The 20289-nt window shown below is 65.6% G+C and carries 17 protein-coding genes; 3 read left to right on the top strand and 14 right to left on the bottom strand.

Annotation, left to right across the window (positions count from 1 at the left end):
- Positions 1-106: 106 nt before the first annotated feature.
- Positions 107-1141 (top strand): L,D-transpeptidase family protein, encoded by a 1035-nt coding sequence (locus ACJ7IV_RS05925; RefSeq protein ID WP_232911762.1) that lies wholly within the window; start codon positions 107-109, stop codon positions 1139-1141.
- Positions 1142-1289: 148 nt separating this feature from the next.
- Positions 1290-2327: an IS110 family RNA-guided transposase gene (locus tag ACJ7IV_RS05920; RefSeq protein WP_483865541.1), complete on the top strand. Its 1038-nt coding sequence runs from the start codon at positions 1290-1292 to the stop codon at positions 2325-2327.
- A 311-nt stretch (positions 2328-2638) separates the two neighbouring features.
- On the opposite strand, the gene ltrA is transcribed toward ACJ7IV_RS05920, so the two are convergent.
- From ltrA to ACJ7IV_RS05865, 11 genes are all read right to left on the bottom strand, one after another.
- Entirely contained in the window at positions 2639-4015 is a 1377-nt protein-coding gene (gene ltrA, locus ACJ7IV_RS05915) for a group II intron reverse transcriptase/maturase (protein WP_483866192.1), read from the bottom strand.
- Between the two features lie 547 nt (positions 4016-4562).
- The gene (locus tag ACJ7IV_RS05910) at positions 4563-4826 is read right to left on the bottom strand and encodes an Lpp/OprI family alanine-zipper lipoprotein (RefSeq protein ID WP_161432779.1); all 264 of its coding nucleotides are present in this window, start codon (positions 4824-4826) and stop codon (positions 4563-4565) included.
- A gap of 180 nt (positions 4827-5006) precedes the next feature.
- The gene (locus ACJ7IV_RS05905; RefSeq protein ID WP_232911761.1) at positions 5007-5621 is read right to left on the bottom strand and encodes a L,D-transpeptidase family protein; all 615 of its coding nucleotides are present in this window, start codon (positions 5619-5621) and stop codon (positions 5007-5009) included.
- 82 nt (positions 5622-5703) lie between these two features.
- The gene (locus ACJ7IV_RS05900) at positions 5704-6957 is read right to left on the bottom strand and encodes a GspE/PulE family protein (protein WP_483866191.1); all 1254 of its coding nucleotides are present in this window, start codon (positions 6955-6957) and stop codon (positions 5704-5706) included.
- A gap of 105 nt (positions 6958-7062) precedes the next feature.
- Positions 7063-8655 (bottom strand): ABC-F family ATPase, encoded by a 1593-nt coding sequence (locus ACJ7IV_RS05895; protein WP_483866190.1) that lies wholly within the window; start codon positions 8653-8655, stop codon positions 7063-7065.
- 195 nt (positions 8656-8850) lie between these two features.
- Positions 8851-9282 carry a hypothetical protein gene (locus tag ACJ7IV_RS05890; RefSeq protein WP_483866189.1) on the bottom strand — a complete coding sequence of 144 codons (432 nt, stop codon included), beginning with the start codon at positions 9280-9282 and terminating at the stop codon, positions 8851-8853.
- 10 nt (positions 9283-9292) lie between these two features.
- Complete coding sequence (locus tag ACJ7IV_RS05885; protein WP_483866188.1) at positions 9293-9757, bottom strand: 2-hydroxyacyl-CoA dehydratase; 465 nt, start codon at positions 9755-9757, stop codon at positions 9293-9295.
- Positions 9758-9897: 140 nt separating this feature from the next.
- Positions 9898-10371: an NYN domain-containing protein gene (locus tag ACJ7IV_RS05880; RefSeq protein ID WP_483866548.1), complete on the bottom strand. Its 474-nt coding sequence runs from the start codon at positions 10369-10371 to the stop codon at positions 9898-9900.
- A 5-nt stretch (positions 10372-10376) separates the two neighbouring features.
- Complete coding sequence (locus ACJ7IV_RS05875) at positions 10377-10841, bottom strand: DUF6586 family protein (RefSeq protein WP_483866187.1); 465 nt, start codon at positions 10839-10841, stop codon at positions 10377-10379.
- Entirely contained in the window at positions 10838-13468 is a 2631-nt protein-coding gene (topA, locus tag ACJ7IV_RS05870; protein WP_483866186.1) for a type I DNA topoisomerase, read from the bottom strand. The genes ACJ7IV_RS05875 and topA overlap by 4 nt, the downstream gene beginning before the upstream one ends.
- Before the next feature lie 242 nt (positions 13469-13710).
- A complete protein-coding gene (locus tag ACJ7IV_RS05865; RefSeq protein WP_483866547.1) occupies positions 13711-16308 on the bottom strand; it encodes a DUF3141 domain-containing protein in 2598 nt (865 codons plus the stop codon).
- Between the two features lie 319 nt (positions 16309-16627).
- Between ACJ7IV_RS05865 and lipA the strand changes: the two genes are divergently transcribed.
- Positions 16628-17686 carry a lipoyl synthase gene (gene lipA, locus ACJ7IV_RS05860; RefSeq protein ID WP_483866185.1) on the top strand — a complete coding sequence of 353 codons (1059 nt, stop codon included), beginning with the start codon at positions 16628-16630 and terminating at the stop codon, positions 17684-17686.
- Between the two features lie 129 nt (positions 17687-17815).
- On the opposite strand, the gene lipB is transcribed toward lipA, so the two are convergent.
- The 3 genes from lipB to ACJ7IV_RS05845 all read right to left on the bottom strand — a co-directional run bounded on the left by lipB (position 17816) and on the right by ACJ7IV_RS05845 (position 20269).
- The gene (lipB, locus tag ACJ7IV_RS05855; protein ID WP_483866184.1) at positions 17816-18481 is read right to left on the bottom strand and encodes a lipoyl(octanoyl) transferase LipB; all 666 of its coding nucleotides are present in this window, start codon (positions 18479-18481) and stop codon (positions 17816-17818) included.
- A complete protein-coding gene (locus tag ACJ7IV_RS05850; RefSeq protein WP_483866183.1) occupies positions 18481-18792 on the bottom strand; it encodes an HP0495 family protein in 312 nt (103 codons plus the stop codon). Before ACJ7IV_RS05850 ends, lipB begins: the two co-directional genes overlap by 1 nt.
- 265 nt (positions 18793-19057) lie before the next feature.
- Positions 19058-20269: a D-alanyl-D-alanine carboxypeptidase family protein gene (locus tag ACJ7IV_RS05845; RefSeq protein ID WP_483866182.1), complete on the bottom strand. Its 1212-nt coding sequence runs from the start codon at positions 20267-20269 to the stop codon at positions 19058-19060.
- Positions 20270-20289: the final 20 nt, after the last annotated feature.

Below are 20289 nucleotides of genomic sequence, written 5' to 3'. Positions count from 1 at the left end.
TCCCTGCACTCTATAGGGTTATAGAAACGTCTCATCGCACCGACCACCGGCACCGGTCAAGGGAATAACCGGTGACCCTCCAGCTTCCCGGAGTTGAACGACCCTGATGAATATCCTGACACTGACCCCTCGCGGCCTTTGCCGCGCCATGGCAATAGGATTCGGTGCCCTGCTCGCCTCCGGTGCGCAGGCTGCCACTCCTGCCTATGAAGATATCCATGAGCTGCCGCGCGGCCATTACGCGTTGCCCGAGGAAGGCAGCGTGATAGGCGAAAGCTATACGGTCACCGTCGAGGAGGGAGACACCCTGATCGACATCGCCCGCGAGCACAACGTCGGCTACGAAGAGATCCGCATGGCCAATCCGGATGTCAGTATCTGGGCTCCCTTCGCCGATACCGAGGTCACCATTCCGGCTCGCCGGGTGCTGCCCGATACCAAGCGGGATGGCATCGTGATCAACCTTTCGGAACTGCGCCTCTACTACTTCTCGGAGCCCGGCGTGGTGGAGACCTACCCGATCAGCGTGGGCCGCGAGGAGTTCTCCACGCCGGTCGGGGTGACCAAGACCACCATCAAGGTCAAGGACCCGGCGTGGTCACCGCCCGCCTCGATGCGCCGTGAGGCCGCCGCCCGTGGCGAGCCGGCGCCGTCGGTGGTCCCTGCCGGCCCCGACAATCCGCTGGGCCGCCACGCCATCCTGCTGGGCATCCCCAGCTACCTGATCCACGGTACCAACAAGCCCGAGGGGGTCGGCATGCGCGTGAGTCGCGGCTGCATCCGCATGTTCCCCGAGGATATCGAATCGCTCTACGAGCGCGTTCCCAGCGGCACCCGGGTCAACATCATTGACCAGCCGTTCAAGGCCGGCTGGACGGCGGATGGCGAGCTGCTGGCCCAGTCCTATCCGGCACTGGAAGAGAATCGCGAAGGCTTCGAGCCGCTGATGTTCGCCATGGACAAGGTGGCCCAGGTCTTCGGCGAGGAGCAGCCTCCGGTGGACTACAAGCGCCTGCGCGAGCTGGTGGAGGCCCCCGATGGCCAGGCCATCTCGCTGCTCAAGACGGCCGAGGAAGAACCGACCCCGGAGCCGGCCGAACCGCGCAACCTCTATGAGTCCATCGCCATCGCCGAGCGCTGAGCATCGGAACCACAATCCGGATCGGGTAGGGGCCGGGGTCACCCCCGGCGCCCTCCCACACCACCAATGGGATGGAGTCCTCCCCCCCACCCTCGGCGCCAATGCGCCACACTGAGAGGGTAAGGCCACCGGCTGAGGAGCGCATCCCATGAACATTACCCGCGTTGGTGTCGACATTGCCAAGTCTGTCTTCCATGTCCACGGCGTCGATCGTCATGATCAGGTTCAATGGCGCGGCAAATACAAGCGTGACAAGTGGCTGGAGGCCATCGTCAACCGTGTCCCGGCAGGCGCCGAGATCGGCATGGAAGCCTGCGCGTCGTCCCACCATTGGGCGCGTGCGCTGCAGGCGCGTGGCTATCGCGCCAAGCTGATCGCCGCCCAGTTTGTCAAACCCTACGTCAAGAGCAACAAGAACGATCGCGTGGATGCCGAGGCGATCTGCGAGGCCATGGGCCGCCCCCACATGCGCTTCGTGGCCGTCAAGACGGTCGCCCAGCAGGACGTGCAGGCGGCGCATCGCATCCGCAGTGAACTGGTTCAGCAACGTACCGCCAAGGCCAACCAGATTCGTGGCCTGATCGGCGAGTACGGGCTGGTGGCGCCCACCGGCATCGGCCAGCTGCGCGCGGCCCTGCCAGGCTGGCTGGAGGACGCCGAGAACGGTTTGACCGATGACTTCCGTGCCCTGTTGGCGGGGCTCGCCGAGGATCTGCGCCACCTTGATGACCGAATCGTCGCGGTGACAGAACGCATCGAGCGCCACGCCCAGACAGACCCTGTCGCCAAGCGGTTGATGGCCCTGCGTGGCGTCGGCATCTTGACCGCCAGCGCGTTGGCCGGCGCCCTGGGCGACGCCCAGGCCTTCAAGCGCGGGCGCGATTTTGCCGCCTCGCTGGGTCTGACACCCCGGCAACACAGCACGGGAGGACGCGACCGCCTGCTGGGCATCAGCAAGCGCGGCGATAGCTACCTACGAACCCTGCTGACGCATGGCGCGCGCGCCGTGCTGCGTTACAGCAAGGGCAAGGAGGACAACCTCAGCCACTGGGTCAGACAACTGGCTGAGCGCAAGCATGCCAACGTGGCGGTCATCGCGCTGGCCAACAAGACGGCGCGCATCGCCTGGGCGATCACACGTCACGACAGTGACTATGACCCTGAGTTGGCGGCGCATGTGGCGTAACACCAACCCATTCAATTTACTTGATTTACAGTGAGATAACCCACCATCACGATTGCTGAGCATGCTGCAGATGGCGCACAGGTCGAACCGACGTCAGCAAACCCCTATATGCCTAAGAGCGAGTTGCTCGTACCACCGATTGGGAGCTGGCGTGCGGATAGCCCATCAGGGTCCGATGCCGTTGGTATCATTAGAAAGACCGGATATACGTGTGCAGTCGTACCTACCGTCCATCGTGCCCATGCTTGCAAACGGGGAGGACTCCATATACGGGCATACGGTTCCGTACCACGGCGGTTCACGAAGAACGACTAAGCCCTCTTGACCGTATCGAGTACCGAGATCAGACCCTGCTGCTCGAACCATTTCCGTGGCAAGGCCTGATTCATGTGCGAGGCACCGGCATTCCACCAGGGGCCTCGCCCGTTTCCCGCTGACTTCCACGCCCGCTGGTCGTCCAGACCCAGCGCCAGGAGCTTGTGGCGCCGGGTCCGCGGGCGTTTCCATTGCCGCCAGATCACGCAACGCAGCCGGCGACGTATCCAACCATCCAGTGCTTCCAGCGGGCGCTTCACGTCAACGAGGGAGAAGTAGTTGGCCCAGCCCCGCAGGACTGGGACCAGCTCTTCAATGACTCGCCGTATGTTGCGCCCCCTGCCGCGCTTGAGGATCTCGCGGACACGCTGCATCAGGCGCTGCAGGCTGGCCTTGGCCAGCGTCAGCTTCGGCAGCTTGTGTCGGGTCAGCGTGTAGCCCAGGTACCCCCGGTTCCAGGGGCGGTCCACCGCACTCTTGTCGCCATTGACCGTCAGCCTGAGCGAGCTCTCGAGAAAATCACTCAGACTGGTCATGACGCGCTCGCCCGCTCGCCGACTCCTGACATACACCTGCATGTCATCGGCGTAGCGGCAGAAGCGGTGGCCGCGGCGTTCCAGTTCCTTGTCCACGTCGTCCAGCAGGATATTCGCCAGCAGCGGACTCAGTGGCCCGCCCTGGGGCGTTCCTTGCCGGCGTGGCGCGGTCAGGCCGTCCTGAAACAACCCGGCTTCCAGATAACGGCGGATCAAACGCAGCACCCGCTTATCGCGGACGCGGCGCGCAACCCGCGCCATCAGCAGGTCGTGGCTCACTCGGTCGAAGAAGGCTTCCAGATCGAGGTCGACCACCCAGCGGTGGCCGGCCGCCACGTGGGCCTTCATGGCCGAGACGGCCTGCTGGGCGCTGCGCTTGGGACGATAACCGTAGCTCGATTCGGAAAAGCCCGGATCGAAGATTGGCGTCAGCACCTGCAGTAGCGCCTGCTGGATCAGCCGGTCGGTGACCGTGGGGATGCCAAGCTGTCGCGTTCCGCCCTTGGGCTTGGGAATCTCGACGGCTCGGATCGGGCTGGGGTGGTACTCACCGGCCAGCAGCCGCTCGCGCAGCGTTGGCCAGCATTCCTTCAAGTGGTCGGCCAACTGGTCCGCCGTCATGTCATCGGCACCCGGCGCCCCTTTGTTGGCGACCACCCTTCGGTAAGCCCGCGCCATGTTGGCCTTTTCTACCACGGCCTCCATAAGCGGGGCGGGCTCCGCTTTCGTCCACGATGACGACGCCGGGATCGTCTCGACGCCCACCGGCTGGGACGCGGGGTTCCGCCCCTGCCCCTCTGGGTGGGGGGCGGTATCAGCGCCACTTTCTGTCTTCATGATCGATCCTCGAGACGTCATCGCCTACTCGCGGTTCTTCATGTTCGGCCCTTGGTGCCGCGGTGAACCGGCACTTACTATGGCCTCTGCTGACGTCTGGTGGCCCATCCCGTCGCCTCTCGACGCCGGTAGCACCGTGGCAGACCACCAGACCTCCCAGGGTAAGACGCGCGACCTTCCCGCTTATGCCTGTCGGATCTACGTCATGGCGTTCCGTGCAAGTACCGGGCTTTGGTGATGCTTGCCACCTCACCCCGCCATGCCGCCTCGTATCCGCTTCCTGTTCGTCAGGCCAGCGTTTTGCTTCGGGCTGCCTTCGGATTCCCCCTCACGGGAGACACCCTTGCCGTCAGCTAGCACTTCCCCTTGCCGGGCGTGCAGGGGACTTTCACCCCCAAGTCATTCCAAGGCACCACCCTTGGAAACAGCGCCAGTCAGGCGCTGCGCGCCATGCCTGGCGCACAAACAAGAAGACCCCGCCGAGGCGGGGTCTTCTGTTCCTGCAGAACCGCCATCGCCCTGAGGCGATGTCAGCACTCCAGCAGAATTACTTCTGCATGGAGCGGCTGAACATGCGGTTCATTTCGTCGCGGTTCTGCTCGGACATCTGCAGAGCCGCCTGGGCATCACGCTGGGCCTGGTTGGCGGTGTTCTGCGCCTGAACAGCGATGCTGCGAGCTTCTGCAGCGTCGGCCTGTGCAGACTCAGCGGTCATGCGAACCTCTTCCAGGGCACTGGTGGAAGCACAGCCAGCCAGGATGGCCAGAGAGGCAGCGGCGGCGGTCAGCTTCAGGGTGGTCTTCAGAGTCATGGTGTTCTCCTTGGGTCTTCCTTGGTACTGCGTTGAAAGAAGCCTGAAAGTCAGGCGTCTTGCCTGCGACTGCAGGCGCGTCTGCAGCGACTTGTGCCAAAGCACAGGAGTCAAACGCTGTTTTATTATACGCAACGGCGCTTGTCCATCGCTTTCAACGTCCCTTGCGCATGTACCAGCCTAGCGGATCACGACGCGTGTGCCAATATCGATCAACGCCGCCAACCGCTCGATCTGCTCATCGGTCACCGCCACGCACCCCTGAGTCCAGTGAAACTGGCGGTGAATCTCGGGATCTCCCTTGCCCACGCCGTGCAGGCCGATGAAGCCACCCAGGGCGGTATCCTGGGGAGGATAGCCATGGGTTCGGTAGTAGCGGAAATAGTCGTCATAGTCCTGCTGGCTGAAGATCCCCTCGTCCAGGGCGACGCGTGCATGGGTCGGGGTCGGGTAATCGAGCCCGACGAACAGGTGCCAGTCGCTCTCGTGGTTGAAGCGATTGACGCGAAACTCGCCCTTGGGGGTGGCACCGCTACCCTGCAGGCGCATGGGCCGGGCGCCACCGCGACCCAGCGAAATGGGCGCGTAGCGCTCCAGCTCGCGGTTACCGCGGTAGACGGTGAGTGTGGCCTGGCTGTCGTCCACCAGCACCCAGACCTCGTCCGCATGGCGCGGCAGGTGCGCCCGGGAGAGCTGCGTCTCGACCAGGTTGGCCCGGGCAGAGCCGACGCCCAGCAGCGCCAGCGGGGTGGCAAGGACGAGTCGACTGAAGCGACGGCGTGAGAGTGAAGGCATCGTGTAGAAACTCTTATGTCCTGATATCAAGCGCGTCGCGAAACGCGGCCTGGTGGTTTATAGCGTATTTGTGGGCCATCTGTCAGGCCGGCAGTATCGCCCCCATGCGCAGCACCTCACGCAGCGACGTGATGCCCTCCTCGGCCTTGTCGAGGCCATCCTGGAGCATCAACACCTCGCCACGCTCCACCAGAGCGCTGCGCAGACGTGTCTCGTCGGCCTGGCGCAGGATCAGGCCATGATCGTCTGCGCTGGGCTGCCACACCTCGAAGACCCCGGTTCGCCCGCGGTAGCCCAGCCCATCGCAGCGTTCACATCCCACGGCCTGCCAGGAGTCATCGGGCACCGCGACGCCCATGGCGGCCAGCCACTGCACCTCGCGCTCCGGCAGCGGGCGACGCTCGCGGCAATGCGGGCAGAGACGGCGCACCAAGCGCTGGGCGACCACCAGGCCGAGGGTGCCGCTGATCTCGGCATCTCCCAGCCCCAGGTGACGCAGCGTCGAGACCACGCCGACCGCATCACGGCTGTGCAGGGTCCCCATCAGCGAGCGGCCGCTGCCGGCCACGTTGAGCGCCGCCTGGGCGGAATCGGGGTCACGAATCTCGCCGATCAGCACATAGTCGGGATCCAGGCGCAGCAGGGATCGCGTACCGGTAGCGAAATCCAGGCCACTCTCGGTATTCACCTGAACCTGGTTGATCCCCGGGATCTCGTACTCTACCGGGTCCTCCAGGGTCACCACGTGGCTCTCCTCGAGGCGCAGCTGATTGAGCAGGGTATAGAGGGTCGTGGTCTTGCCGGCACCGGTGGGCCCCGCCACCAGCAGCATGCCGCCGGTGGCATCCATCCAGCGCCGGATGCCGCGCGCCCCCTGCTCGCCTATCCCCAGGGAGAGGGTGTCGCGGAAGGTCTCGGGTGGCGCCAGGAAGCGGATGGCGAGCTTCTCGCCCCCGACCGTGGTCACCGCCGTGACACGCAGGTAGGTCTCCTCGCGCTCCTCGTGGGGTGGCCAGCTGAAGCTGCCCTCCATGGCGCCCAGCGAGGGCACCGGGTTGAGGCGCGCCAGCACCTTGAACTGGTTGATCAGGCGCGCACCGATGGCCGCATCGACCGACATCGCCTCCACCACCCGGCCATCGATCCGCAGGCGGATGCGCAGCGTCTCCTGATGGGGGTCGAGGTGAATGTCGCTGGCCCGAGCCCGCAGCGCATCATCCAGCAGGGCATGGGCCTCGAGCTGTTCGTCGCCCGGAACGGGCGTGTCCTCGAACAGCGACCGCAGGCGGGGCAGCAAACGACGGGGGGTATCGGTGTGCGAAGCGTTGGCAGGCATGGCGTCCTCGTGTGTCCGGGCACCCGGGTGGGTGCGTAACCCCTTCAGCCTAGGCCGCTCATCCCCACCTGCCCAGCCCCCACGCCGGCCGCGCTGCCGGCGTGCTCAGCCGAACAGGCCCTGGCTGCGCAGGTAGTCGTCATAGCCGCCGCTGAAGTCGGTGATCCCCTCTGCGCTCATGTCGAGGATCCGGGTCGCCAGCGAGGAGACGAACTCGCGGTCGTGGCTGACGAAGATCAGGGTCCCGGGGTAGTTCTCCAGGGCCAGGTTGAGTGCCTCGATGGACTCCATGTCCAGGTGGTTGGTGGGCTCGTCCATCAGCAGCACATTGGGGCGGGTCAGGGCCAGCTTGCCGAACAGCATGCGGCCCTGCTCGCCGCCGGAGATCACCCTGACCGACTTGCCGATATCGTCGCTGGAGAACAGCATCCTGCCCAAGGCGCCACGCACCTCCTGCTCGCCGCCGTCGGTCCACTGGGCCATCCACTCGTAGAGGGTGGCATCGTTGGCGAAGTCATCGGCGTGATCCTGGGCGAAAACCCCAAGATCGGCGCTATCGGTCCACTTCACGCTGCCGGAAAGCGGCGCCAGCTCACCGGCCAGGGTACGCAGCAGGGTGGTCTTGCCGATACCGTTGGGGCCGATGATGGCGATACGCTCGCCGGCCTCCACGGTCATGCCGAACCCTTCGACCAGCGCGGGCTCGCTGCCGAAGCCCTGTGTGAGGCCCTCGACGTTGACCGCGTTGCGGTGGATCTTCCTGGCCTGCTCGAAGCGGATGAACGGGCTGACCCGGCTCGAGGGCTTGATCTCCTCGAGCTTGATCTTCTCGATCTGGCGCGCCCGGGAGGTGGCCTGCTTGGCCTTGGAGGCGTTGGCCGAGAAGCGGCTGACGAAGGCCTGCAGGTCGGCGATCTGCGCCTTCTTCTTGGCGTTGTCGGCGTGCTGGCGTTCGCGGGCGGCGGTGGCGGCGGTCATGTACTCGTCGTAGTTGCCCGGGAAGAGCCGGATCTCGCCATAGTCCAGGTCCGCCATGTGCGTGCAGACGCTGTTGAGGAAGTGGCGGTCGTGGGAAATGATGATCATGGTGCTGTTGCGCGCCGTGAGCATCCCCTCGAGCCAGCGGATGGTGTTGATATCCAGGTGGTTGGTGGGCTCGTCGAGGAGCAGCACATCGGGGTCGGCGAACAGTGCCTGGGCGAGCAGCACGCGCAGCTTCCAGCCCGGGGCGATCTCGCTCATGGGGCCCGCATGCTGGTGCAGCGGGATACCCAGTCCCAGCAGCAATTCACCGGCCCGGGACTCGGCGGTGTAGCCGTCGAGCTCGGCGAAGCGCACCTCAAGGTCGGCCACGGCCATGCCGTCCGCCTCGCTCATCTCGGGCAGCGAGTAGATGCGCTCGCGCTCGGCGGCCACCTGCCACAGCTCCGCATTGCCCATGATCACGGTGTCGATGACCCGCTCCTCCTCGAAGGCGAACTGGTCCTGGCGCAGCTTGCCGAGGCGGGCACCGGACTCGACCATCACCTGGCCCGAGGAGGGCTCCAGGTCACCGCCGAGGATCTTCATGAAGGTGGACTTGCCGCAGCCGTTAGCACCGATCAGGCCGTAGCGGTGACCGTTGCCGAACTTGATGGAGACGTTCTCGAACAGGGGCCTGGCCCCGAACTGCATGGTGATGTTGGCGGTGGAGATCAAGGAGAGAGTCCGGTCGGTACATGGAAGGGGGCGCGATTGTACCGGTTATGGACGCCCTTCACACCGTAGGCAGTCTCTCGAGGCGCTCCAGCCACCCTCACAATGGATAACGGCGCCAGCCGTGGCCGGCGCGAAGCAACGCGGTCCCGGCAGGATGATCCGCCGGGGCCGCGTGTCACTTCGCCTGGGAACCCCTCAGTCGTGGCGCTCCACGGTGAAGATGGCCTGCAGCTTGTCCTTCCTGCCGTAGAGGTGGACGGTGGTGCGGTCGAAGGGGAAGCGCTCCAGGTAGGGGCTGTCGTGGTTCAGGCGGGGCTTGTGGGCATGAATCATGGCCGCCTTGAGGCGTTCACGGTTGGCCTTGCCGCAGGGACCGATGGAGTACCAGAGCGCCTCGCCGGGCTGCAGGCTCGCTTCCCAGCGTGGTCGAGACTCATCATGCTGGATACCGTAGTGGGCGCTACCGCTCTCCCCGACGTAAAGCAGCTCCTGAGCCTCCATGACACCAGTTTCCGGATCCTTGGCCGCACGGTAGATACAGTAGATCCCGGGCTCATCGGTCGCCTGCGCAATGTCTGCATCGCTCCAGAAGCCCAGCATCTTGGGGGAGAGAATCTGGTCGTTCATGGTGGTCTCCTCAATAGTCCTCGAGTCGCTGCATGTCACGGGCGATACGCCGCACCTCTCCCTCGTGCCCGCGAGAAAGGGCCACGAAGAATTCGCGTTCGTCACTGCCGGCGGCATGCTCGGCACGATGATCGTAGAGATCCTGCAGGGTGCGATGCGCCGTCAACGCCGTGGAGAGCACGGTCTGTACATTGCTGCAGTCGATGCACTCGGGCAGGCGCTCGAGCACCGGCGGGTGCGGAAAATCGGCCGGGTCATCGAACCACGCCTCGAGCACGGCTCTATGGTCGCTACCGTCCTGGCGATACTCGGTGAGCTCCTGCTCCATCTTCCTCTCGTGTTCGGCCAGATACTCGAGGGCCATCTGCACCCGCTCGCCCACCTCGCCACCGGCCAGCGCCGCATACTGTTCGGCGAGACGCCGATGATAACCGGCCGCCCAGTCGACCAGTTCCTTCACCTGATGAAACCGCATGGCGTATCCCCTTCTCTGATATCACTGACTGGCAATCATCTCGCCTGACCGACGGCGCGCCTATACCTTCAGCGTAGACAAGCTGGCAGCCTAGCGCTTGATGTGCATCAACCAAAGACGATACAGCCGGAGCCGAAAGATTAGAGGAGCAGCGGACCCTCGATGGGCACGAAGTCGCTGGCCGCACGAACCAGGGAGTCTGCGGTAAGGGACGCCACACCGACGACGGTGACCGTGACGCCGCAGCGCTCGCGCAGGCGGGTCACCAGCAGATCGAAGTCACCGTCACCGGAGACCAGCACCACATGATCGACCCGAGGACCCGCCTCCATGGCGTCCAGGGTAATGCCGACATCCCAGTCGCCCTTGGCGGAACCGTCGCGGCGCTGGATGAAGGGCTTGAGCTTCACGCTGAAGCCGATGCCACGCAGGATGTCCTGGAAATGGCGCTGGCGAGGATCGCCGCGATCCACGGCGTAGGCATTGGCCACCACGACCTCGCAGCCGGACGCGAAACGCGCCCAGAAGGCGTGGTAGTCGAAATGTCGGCCGAAGGCCTGACGGGAGGTGTAGTAGACGTTCTGGACGTCGACGAAGATGGCCAGGCGCTGCAGGTGGCCTACCACTCCTGACTGGTCTCGCGCAGGGCAGCGATCTCGGCCTTGGCCTGGCGCAGGCAGTTGCCAAGCTCACTGCCCAGCTCGGCACCGCCGCCCACGGCGATAAGGCCGGCGGCGGCTCCACCCCGCCGTCGAGCGACGCCATCGTCGCCGTGCAGCGCCTCGAGCCTCGCGATCAGCCAGTGGAGCCAGCAGCCCTCCCGGGCAGCCAGCTCACGCAGGCGCTGCAGTTCGGCGATGCCGGCACCTTCGGGACCCAACAGCTCACGCCAATCATGGCCGGGCAGGCGCGCATGCTCGGTGACCTCGCGCAGCAGCGACTCGAGCGCCAGCTCGCAGAGGGCCAGGGCGCCCTCCTCGGCCGCCATGCGCCGCGCCTCGGCGTGTTCGTCGTCACCCGGTGAGATGTCGAGCAGCAACTCGGCCTGGTAGAGCAGCTGGTTGGTGCGGGAGCGTGGCGTCACTTGCGCTTGTCCTCCACCTGCCACCTGTTGCCATCATAGGTGGCCTTCCAGCCGGTGGCCTTGCCATTCTCGTCGCTCATCACGAACTGCTCCTTGGCCTTGCGCGAGAAACGGATCTGCGCGGGGCGCCCGTCCGGGTCCTCGCTGGGCGCGTCGAGCAGGTAGCGATACTTCTCCGGCAGCTCCTCGGCGTGGGCCTTGAGCTCCTTGACCAGCGGCGGGCGGGTCTCGCGGTTCTTGGGGAACTTGCTGGCCGCCAGGAACAGGCCGCTGGCACCGTCACGCAGCACGTAGTGGTCGTCGACCTTCTGGCAGGCCAGCTCCGGCATGTCGATGGGATCCATCTTGGGTGGCGCCACCTCGCCACTGCGCAGCAGCTTGCGGGTGTTCTTGCACTCGCTGTTGGTGCAACCGAAGTACTTGCCGAAGCGCCCGCTCTTGAGCTGCATCTCGCTGCCACACTTGTCGCACTCGATGGTCGGGCCGTCGTAGCCCTTGATGCGGAACTTGCCGTATTCCACCTCATAACCATCGCAGTCCGGGCTGTTACCACAGATGTGCAGCTTGCGCGTCTCATCGATCAGGTAGCTATCCATGGCAGTGCCGCATTTCGGGCAGCGGTGCTTGGCGCGCAGCGCATCGGTCTCGGCCTCCTCGTCGGCGTCGGCGGCCACCGCCTCCTCGCCGGGCAGCAGGTCGATGGTGGTCTTGCATCGCTCCTTGGGCGGCAGGTTGTAGCCGGAACAGCCCAGGAAGACCCCGGTGGAAGCGGTGCGGATCTGCATCTTGCGCCCGCAGGTCGGGCAGTCGATGTCGGTGGGCACCGGCTGGTTGGGGCGCATGCCCTCCTCGCTCTGGGCCGCGTCGAGCTCCTTCTTGAATTCGGCATAGAAGGCATCGAGCAGCGCGCGCCAGTTGCGTTCGCCGTCGGCCACCTCGTCGAGGCCATCCTCCATGCGCGCCGTGAAGGAGTAGTCCATCAGGTCGGGGAAGGACTCCTTGAGGCGCTCGGTGACGATATCGCCCAACTTCTCGGCGTAGAAGCGCCGGTTCTCCAGCTTGACGTAGCCGCGATCCTGAATGGTGGAGATGATCGAGGCGTAGGTGGAGGGGCGGCCGATGCCACGCTTCTCCAGCTCCTTGACCAGGCTCGCCTCGGTGTAGCGCGCCGGCGGCTTGGTAAAGTGCTGCCGTGGATCCAGTGCCTCCAGCGCCATGGCGGTGCCCTCGGCGAGGTCCGGCAACGACTGGTCCTCGTCCTTGCGGCCCATGGGCTTCATCACCCGGGTATAGCCGTCGAACTTGAGCACCCGACCCTTGGCACGCAGCTCATAGCCATCGGCCTCGACGGTCAGGACGGTAGAGAGATACTCGGCCGGGGTCATCTGGCAGGCCACGAACTGACGCCAGATCAGCTCATAGAGGCGCTCGGCGTCGCGCTCCATGCCCGCCAGGTCGGTGGCACGCCGCCCTACCTCGGAGGGCCGGATCGCCTCGTGGGCCTCCTGGGCGCCTTCCTTGCTGGAGTAGCGCAGGGGCGATTCGGGCAGGTAGCGCGCCCCGAACTCCTCGCCGATGAAGTCACGCACGCTCTCCACCGCATCCTTCGAGAGGTTGGTGGAGTCGGTACGCATGTAGGTGATATAGCCAGCCTCGTAGAGGCGCTGGGCCAGGGTCATGGTCTTCTTCACCGAGAAGCCCAGCCGGCCGCTGGCGGCCTGCTGCAGGGTCGAGGTGATGAAGGGGGCATTGGGCTTGGAGCGGGTCGGCTTGTCCTCCCGCGCGGTGATCGCAAGGCTCGCCTTGCGCAGCGCGGCGATACGCTCCAGGGTCTCGGCCTCGGAGGTGGGTCGGAAGGTCTTGCCGTCCTGGCGCACCAGTTCGAAGCGTACCGGCTCGCCGCTGTCGGCAACCAGGTCGGCGTGGACGTCCCAGAACTCCTCGGGGACGAAGGCGCGTATCTCGCGCTCACGCTCGACGATCAGGCGCATCGCCACCGACTGCACGCGCCCTGCCGAAAGCCCGCGGGCGACCTTGGCCCACAGCAGCGGCGAGAGCATGAAGCCCACCACCCGGTCGAGGAAACGCCTCGCCTGCTGGGCCTCGACACGCGGGATATTGAGGGTGCCGGGATCCTTGAAGGCCTCCTGGATGGCATTCTTGGTGATCTCGTTGAACACCACGCGCTTGTAGCGGGCCTCGTCACCACCGATGGTCTCGCGCAGGTGCCAGGCGATGGCCTCCCCCTCGCGGTCAAGGTCGGTGGCGAGATAGACGGCATCGGCCTTCTCGGCGAGCTTCTTGAGCTCGGCAACGACCTTCTCCTTGCCGGGCAGGATCTCGTAGTTGGCCTTCCAGCCGTGCTCGGGATCGATCCCCATGCGGCGGATCAGCTGATCCTGGGCCTTCTGCCGGCGATGCTCGGCCTTCTCTTCCGGCGACATCTTGCGCGTTGCCGCGGCCTGCCGGGCACGCTCCTTGGGATCGGAGGCTGCCTTGCCCGAGCCGCTGGTCGGCAGGTCCCGGATATGACCCACGCTGGACTTCACGATGAAGTCGCTGCCGAGATACTTGTTGATCGTCTTCGCCTTGGCCGGCGACTCGACGATGACCAGTGACTTGCCCATAGTGCTCCACTAAGTGTCGGTGACACGAGCCCGGTGCCGTGCCTGGCGAATTCCTGCCGCCCTGCTCGGGCGGGTGAAAAATGCGCTTACCCTACCCCAGCGCCAAGCGTCACGCCAGTGGCGCACCCGGGGCGGCCTTCTGACCCTAGACCGCGTGTCCCGCCTGGGCAAGCGCCCGTCTCACACGCAAGCGCCCCCGCCGCACGGAGCGACGGGGGCGCCGGATAGCGCTGGGTAAGCGATCAGCGCGAGTTGTTGCCGCCCCGCGGCTTGCGACGGTTAGCGGTGCCGCGACGCCGTGCTGGCGTGGGCTTGGCTGGCGGCTTGGTGCTCGGCTCGGGCTCTGCCTTGGTTGCCTCTGCCTTCACCGGCTCGGCCTCGGAGGCCTGCTCACTCTTCGGGACTTGATCGGACTCGGGCTGGGCCTGCTCGGGAGCGGCCTGCTCGAGTTTCGCAGACTCGGCCTTCACTGGCTCGGCCTTCACTGGCTCGGGCTCGTTGGCATTCTCGAACTCGTCCTGTGCGGCGCTACCGGACGCGGCCGGGGCCTCCATCAGCCCCTCCAGCTCGCTGTAGGCCAGACGCTGCGCGTCGGCCTGGCTGCCGATCCACTCCTCGGCCTCGGCGCGAGCCTGGGCCTCGATGAGCGGTGCCTGGTCGATGGCCTGCTCGAAGAGGCCACGCACCCTCTCCAGACGCTCGGTGGAGTTATCGGAGAGCTCGCCGCTGGCCGCCAGCACATGCTCGATATGCTCGAGATGAGCGGCGATCTGCTCGGCGCTCTGCCCCTTGAGAAGTGCAGGCAGGGCTTCCACGGCCGCCTCGCGATCCAGCTTGAGGATAAAGAACTGCTCGCGCATCAGGCACTTGAAGTCGGCCAGCGAGAGCTGCGGCTCGAGCTCGGCATGCGAGGCACGCAGGCGCTTGAAGTTGCGCTCGTCGGTGGAGGGGGCACCACCCAGAACGAAGATCAGCGCGCGGACGACCGCCTCGTGGCTACCCCCCTCGGCGATCCGCTCGCCCAGCTCCGCCCGGCGGCGCTCGATAAAGCGGCGATGCTCGGGTTCGGCACCGGGACGGCGACGGTGGACATGGGCATCGCCACCCAGTCCCACCAGGGACTGCAGCAGGGGCTGGCCATAGGTATCCAGGAACAGCCGCTCCGTGGCACCGTCGCGCAGGTCGCGCCAGGCGTTGAAGCTGCGGGTGATCTGGTCCGAGGCGATCGATTCCAGCACCCGGAAGAGGTTGTCCTCACCCAGGGGATGGCGATCGGCGCGGATACGCTCGGCCAGCACCGGGATCGAGGCCATCAGCGGATTGCGATCCGAGAGCAGCCGATACCCGAGGCGATTGGGGTGCATCCGGCGCATCCAGTGGGCCGACTCGGGAGTGGCCAGGGCACGCACCCAAGGCTGCACGAAGAGGCGATAGAGCCCAAGGTTGATCTCGGAGAGGCGCGCCACGGTAGCGAAGCGGGTGTCATCCTCGGGACGGTGCTGCACCACCTCATCGAGTTCGTCGACGCTGCGCGGCGTGAACTCCAGCAGGTAATCGCGCTCGATCAGCTCACTGTCGTCATGCTCCTCGGCCTCCGAGATCGTGGTCTCGTAGAGGCCGGGCGGCAGCACATCGATATAGTCCATATTGGCGGTGAACTCGGTGTGCTCCTTGCGCGACACGCTGCCCGAGACAAAGATGCCCAGGTGGCCCGTGGTGTCGTGGACGCAGTAGACGATGGTCTGCTCGTTGGCGACGATGTCGTCACTGCCTTCGTAGAGGTCGCGCACCCACCCCAGCGCCTGGGGCGGCGGGGTGATGTCGTCGCCCTGGGAGCAGAACACCACTACCGGCGAGCGCACGTTGCGCAGGTCGATGCGCCGCCCATCGGAAGTCACCAGTTGCGCGGTGGAAAGACGGTTGCCGACGAACAGGTTGTCGACGATGTACTGGATCTCGTCACCACCCAGCACGACATGGCCACCCCACCAGCGTTCGAACTCGAGGTAGCGCTCCGCCTCGGTGTCCACCTGGGAATAGAGGCGGTACTGCTTGGTCCAGAAGGTATTGGCCGGGTTGAGGTTCTCGAAGTTCTGCACCAGCCAGGCGCCGTCGAAGGTTCCGTCACCCAGGTCGCTGAACAGTGAGGTCATCCAGCTGCCGCCTGTCATCCCGCCTGTGTAGCGCATGGGCGCCTTGCCGCGCTCGCCCGCCCAGTAGGAGAGCGGTGCCCCGGCGATCAGGATCGGGCCAAACAGGTCAGGCTCCAGGGAGGCGGCCATCATCACCTGCCAGCCTGCCTGGCAGTTGCCCACCACCATGGGCTTCTCGGAGAGCTCGGTGTGACGCTCGTTGATATGGCGCAGGAAGGCCACCTCGGCCTCGACCACATCCTCGACCTGCTGGCCGGGTACCGGGTAGGGCAGAAAGCCGATGAAATAGCAGGGGTGTCCGGCGCGCAGCGCCACACCGATCTCGCTGTCGGGCTTGAAGCCGCCGATGCCGGGGCCATGGCCGGCCCGCGGATCGACCACCACGAAGGGGCGCATCTGCAGGTCGGTGGGCTGCCCGGCCGGAGGCACGATACGCAACAGCTCGTAGTTGACCGGGCGCGGCAGGTCGCGACCGTCCATCAATACCTCGGCGTCGAAACCCAGCACGCTGGGCTTGGTCTGCTCGATATGCTCCAGGTACTGGTTGCCGCGTCGGCGCATCACATCCAGGTAGAGGACGCTGCGCTCCATGGCATCGAGCCAGTAGCGCCCTGCGGCGCGCCCGAACCCGAAGGGATCGACGAGGGAAAGGGCATCGGCCGGCGGAGTCGGCATCGGAAGGGTCATCATGGTGACCTCCTGGTGTTGGCGGTCAGGGAAAGAGTCAGCTCGGGTCGTCAATCCGGCATTTGCTGCAACGCAATATAACGCAGTTTATTGCCACAGACGAGCCCCAACTCGTTTTCGGTGTGATTCGAGGCGGCTGCGGCACAGATCCGGCCACGTCTCGATACCATGCCGAGTGCGCGCAGCTATGGTAAATTGGCGCCTGTTACCAGCAACCCAATAGCGCCAAGGCGGGCCAGGCCGGGCCAATGCCCTGCCGAGACGGGCAGCACTGTTGCCGGGTAGGCCCAAAAGACGCCGAGCGGAGGGGCTCACACCCATGAGCGAAAGTACCCCGAAAACCACCATCGCCAGCGGCAAGAAGTTCCGCACCGAACACGGCTTCGCCGCCATCAAGGACGGCATCAAGCAGCGTTCCCAGCAGGACGAGGGCGGCGGCGTCTCCGGTCGCAAGCCCAAGTGGCTGCGCGCCCAGATCCCTGGCGGCGAGCGCTTCGAGGCCGTCAAGCGTAACGTCAGCGAACATCGCCTGAGCACGGTCTGTGCCGAGTCACACTGCCCCAACATGGGCGAGTGCTGGAGCAACGGCACCGCTACCATCATGCTGATGGGGTCGGTGTGCACCCGCGCCTGCCGCTTCTGCGCCGTGGACACGGGCAACCCCGGCGGCTGGCTGGATGCCGAGGAGCCGGCCAACACCGCCAAGTCGGTGGAACTGATGGGCCTGCGCTACGTGGTACTCACCTCGGTGGACCGTGACGACCTCGACGATGGTGGCGCCGCCCACTACGCCGCGTGCATCAGCGCCATCAAGAGCAACACCCCCGAGGTAGTGGTCGAGGCACTGACTCCGGACTTCGACGGCGTCCACTCCGCCATCGAGCGGGTCGTCGACTCCGGCCTCGAGGTGTTCGCCCAGAACGTCGAGACCGTCGAGCGACTGACCGATCGGGTCCGCGACCCCCGCGCCGGCTACCGCAAGACCCTCGATGTACTCGCCCACGCCAAGGCCCACAACCCCAAGGTGCTGACCAAGACCAGCCTGATGCTCGGCCTCGGCGAGACCGACGAAGAGATCCTGGCTACCTTCGACGACCTGCGCGCCATCGGCGTGGATATCGTCACCCTGGGACAGTACCTGCGCCCCACCCGCAATCACCTGCCGGTGGAGCGCTGGGTGAGCCCCGAGGAGTTCGACCGCTATCGTCGCCTGGGGCTCGAGAAGGGCTTCATGGAGGTCGCAGCGGGTCCGCTGGTGCGCTCGAGCTATCGCGCCGACCGGGTGTTCGAGAAGAACAACCTGGGACTGGCCGCCCCCGCCGAGGTGCCGGGCCAGGAGCCCGACCCTGACCGCATCGATGCCATTAACGTGGGTTGACACCAAGCGGCCAAGCAGAAGGTCGAGTAGAAAGTAGAAAGTAGAAAGTAGAAAGTAGCACATCACCTCTTGCTACTTTTTACTTCTACCTCTTTCCACAGGTCAGTCGCCCCTTGCCTCTCGCGGCTTTCAGCTTCGCGCTGCCAACTTCCGCCCCAGCTCCCGCGCCAGGCACTCGGCCAGGCGCTCCCCTGCCCTCTCTACATCGGGGCACTCATCCACCAGGTCAGCCAGGCGTGTCATCGCCATGCCCGCATAGCCGCAAGGGTTGATGCGCTGAAAGGGTGACAGGTCGCCATCGATGTTGAGCGCCACCCCGTGGAAGCTTCCGCCGCGGCGGATGCGCAGTCCCAGCGAGGCGATCTTGGCTTCTCCCCCACCCGCCTGCTCCACATAGACGCCCGGTGCATCGGGGCGCGCCCGTGCCGCGACCCCGTGCTCGGCGAGCATGGCGATCACCGCGTTTTCCAGGGCGGTGACCAGCTCGCGCACCCCCAGTCCGGCGCGGCGCACATCGATCAGCGGATAGAGCACCACCTGACCGGGGCCGTGGTAGGTGACCTGACCACCGCGGTCGGTCTGCACTACCGGGATATCGCCGGGCATCAGCAGGTGCTCGGGCTTGCCCGCCTGCCCCTGGGTGAAGACCGGGTCATGCTCGACCAGCCAGAACTGGTCGGGTGTATCGGCATCGCGCTCATCGGTGAGCGAACGCATCGCCTGCCACACGGGCTCGTAGGGGCGGCGGCCGAGGCGATGCAGCTCGATGGGGGGCTGTGTGGAGTCAGCGGCCATCACACCACCATATGCACACGGCCGGTGGCCTTGAGCTCGACGAACAGCGCCTGCAGCTGGGCCTCGCCGGTGGCTAGGATGGTGAGGCGAACCGACTGGAAGCGGCCATTGCGGCTGTCGACCACCTGCATGGCGGCGGCATCGAACTCGGGGTCGTGGCGGCTGACGATCTGGCACACCACCGCAGCGAAGTCGTCCGCGGCGTCCCCCACCACCTTGAGCGGGTAGCGGCACGGGAAGGTGATCTTCGGCGGCTTGCCGGAGACCGGACGGCTGGGGCGCCGCAGGTCACGCAGCGACTTGTCGTTCATGCTGGTTCCAAGTATTCGTGAATAGGCGACCATTTTACTCAAGGTCAGGCCTAGTGACCAATGCGCCTAGCCGAACCTGAAGGGCTTTCGCTGATGGAGGCACCGCTCAAGGCTTCCCCGGCGACAGGCCCCGGAGCGCCGGACCGTCGAGTGGGCGCTGTAAACCCCTCCCTGGGCGCTACCGATGCCATCCCTGGCATAGGACCCCCTCTTCGACCTGTCCCCGGCGCCTTTCGCTATCGCGGCATTCCTAACCGAAATAGCTCTAGCCGAACCAGCCGCCGATCAGGTTGGAGAAGAAGCGCTGCACCTGATCGATCAGTTTCTTGATGAAACCGCCCTCCTCGACCGTTTCCAGGGCCACCAGGGGACGCTCGCCGACGACCTCCTCACCGAGACTCACCTGCAGGGTGCCGACGCGGTCGCCCTGCTGGATCGGCGCCTCGAGATCGGCCTGGACATCCAGTTGCGCGGTCAACTCCTCGTTGCGCGAACGCGGCACGGTCATCACCACGTCGCTGTCGACACCGACGCGCAGCTCATTGATTTCGCCGCCCCACACCCGGGGGGTATTGAGCACCGAGCCACGATCGTAGAGCTTGAGGGTCTCGAAGTAGCGGAAGCCGTAGCTGAGCAGCTTCTGGGTCTCCTGGGCACGCGCCTCCTCGGAGTTGGCACCCATCACCACCGAGATCAGGCGCATGTCGTCGCGCTTGGCCGAGGCCACCAGGCAGTAACCGGCCGCCTCGGTGTGACCCGTCTTGAGGCCATCCACACTGGGATCGCGCCACAGCAGGCGATTTCGGTTGGGCTGGCGGATGTCGCTGTAGGTGAAGTACTTCTCGGCGTAGATCTTATAGTGCTCGGGATAATCCTGGATGATATGGCGCGACAGCTGGGCCATGTCACGGGCCGTGGAGTAGTGATTCTCGGCCGGCAGGCCGGTGGCGTTGAGGAAGTTGGTGTTGGTCAGTCCCAGGCGATCGGCGTGCTGGTTCATCAGATCGGCAAAGGGCGCCTCGCCCCCGGCCAGGTGCTCGGCCACGGCCACGCTGGCATCGTTGCCGGACTGGATGATGATGCCGTAGAGCAGATCGCGGATGGAGACCTCGCTGCCAACCTCGATGAACATCTTCGAGCCGCCGGTGCGCCAGGCGTTCTCGCTGACCGGCACCATGTCGTCCATGGCGATATTGCCGCGATCGAGCTCGCGCTCCACCAGGTAGGCGGTCATCAGCTTGGTAAGGCTGGCCGGCGGCAGGCGCTCGTCGGAGTTGTGCTCGGCCAGCACGCGGCCGCTATCGGCATCCATCAGGATCCAGCCACTCGCCGCCAGCTGAGGCGGCGAGGGAATCAGGGTCTGGGGCTGGGGAACCGGGACCTCCTGAGCCGCGGCAGGCGCCGCAACAAACAGTGCCAGACAGGCCAGCAGTACCGGCAGCAGACGGCCACAACGTAGGGAAAACAGCTCTTTCATGGGGCGACTCTCGTCAGGTC

This window comes from Halomonas sp. C10-5, assembly GCF_057169305.1.
Note: the sequence above shows the minus strand (reverse complement) of the source record. Positions and strands in the feature narration are given on the sequence as shown.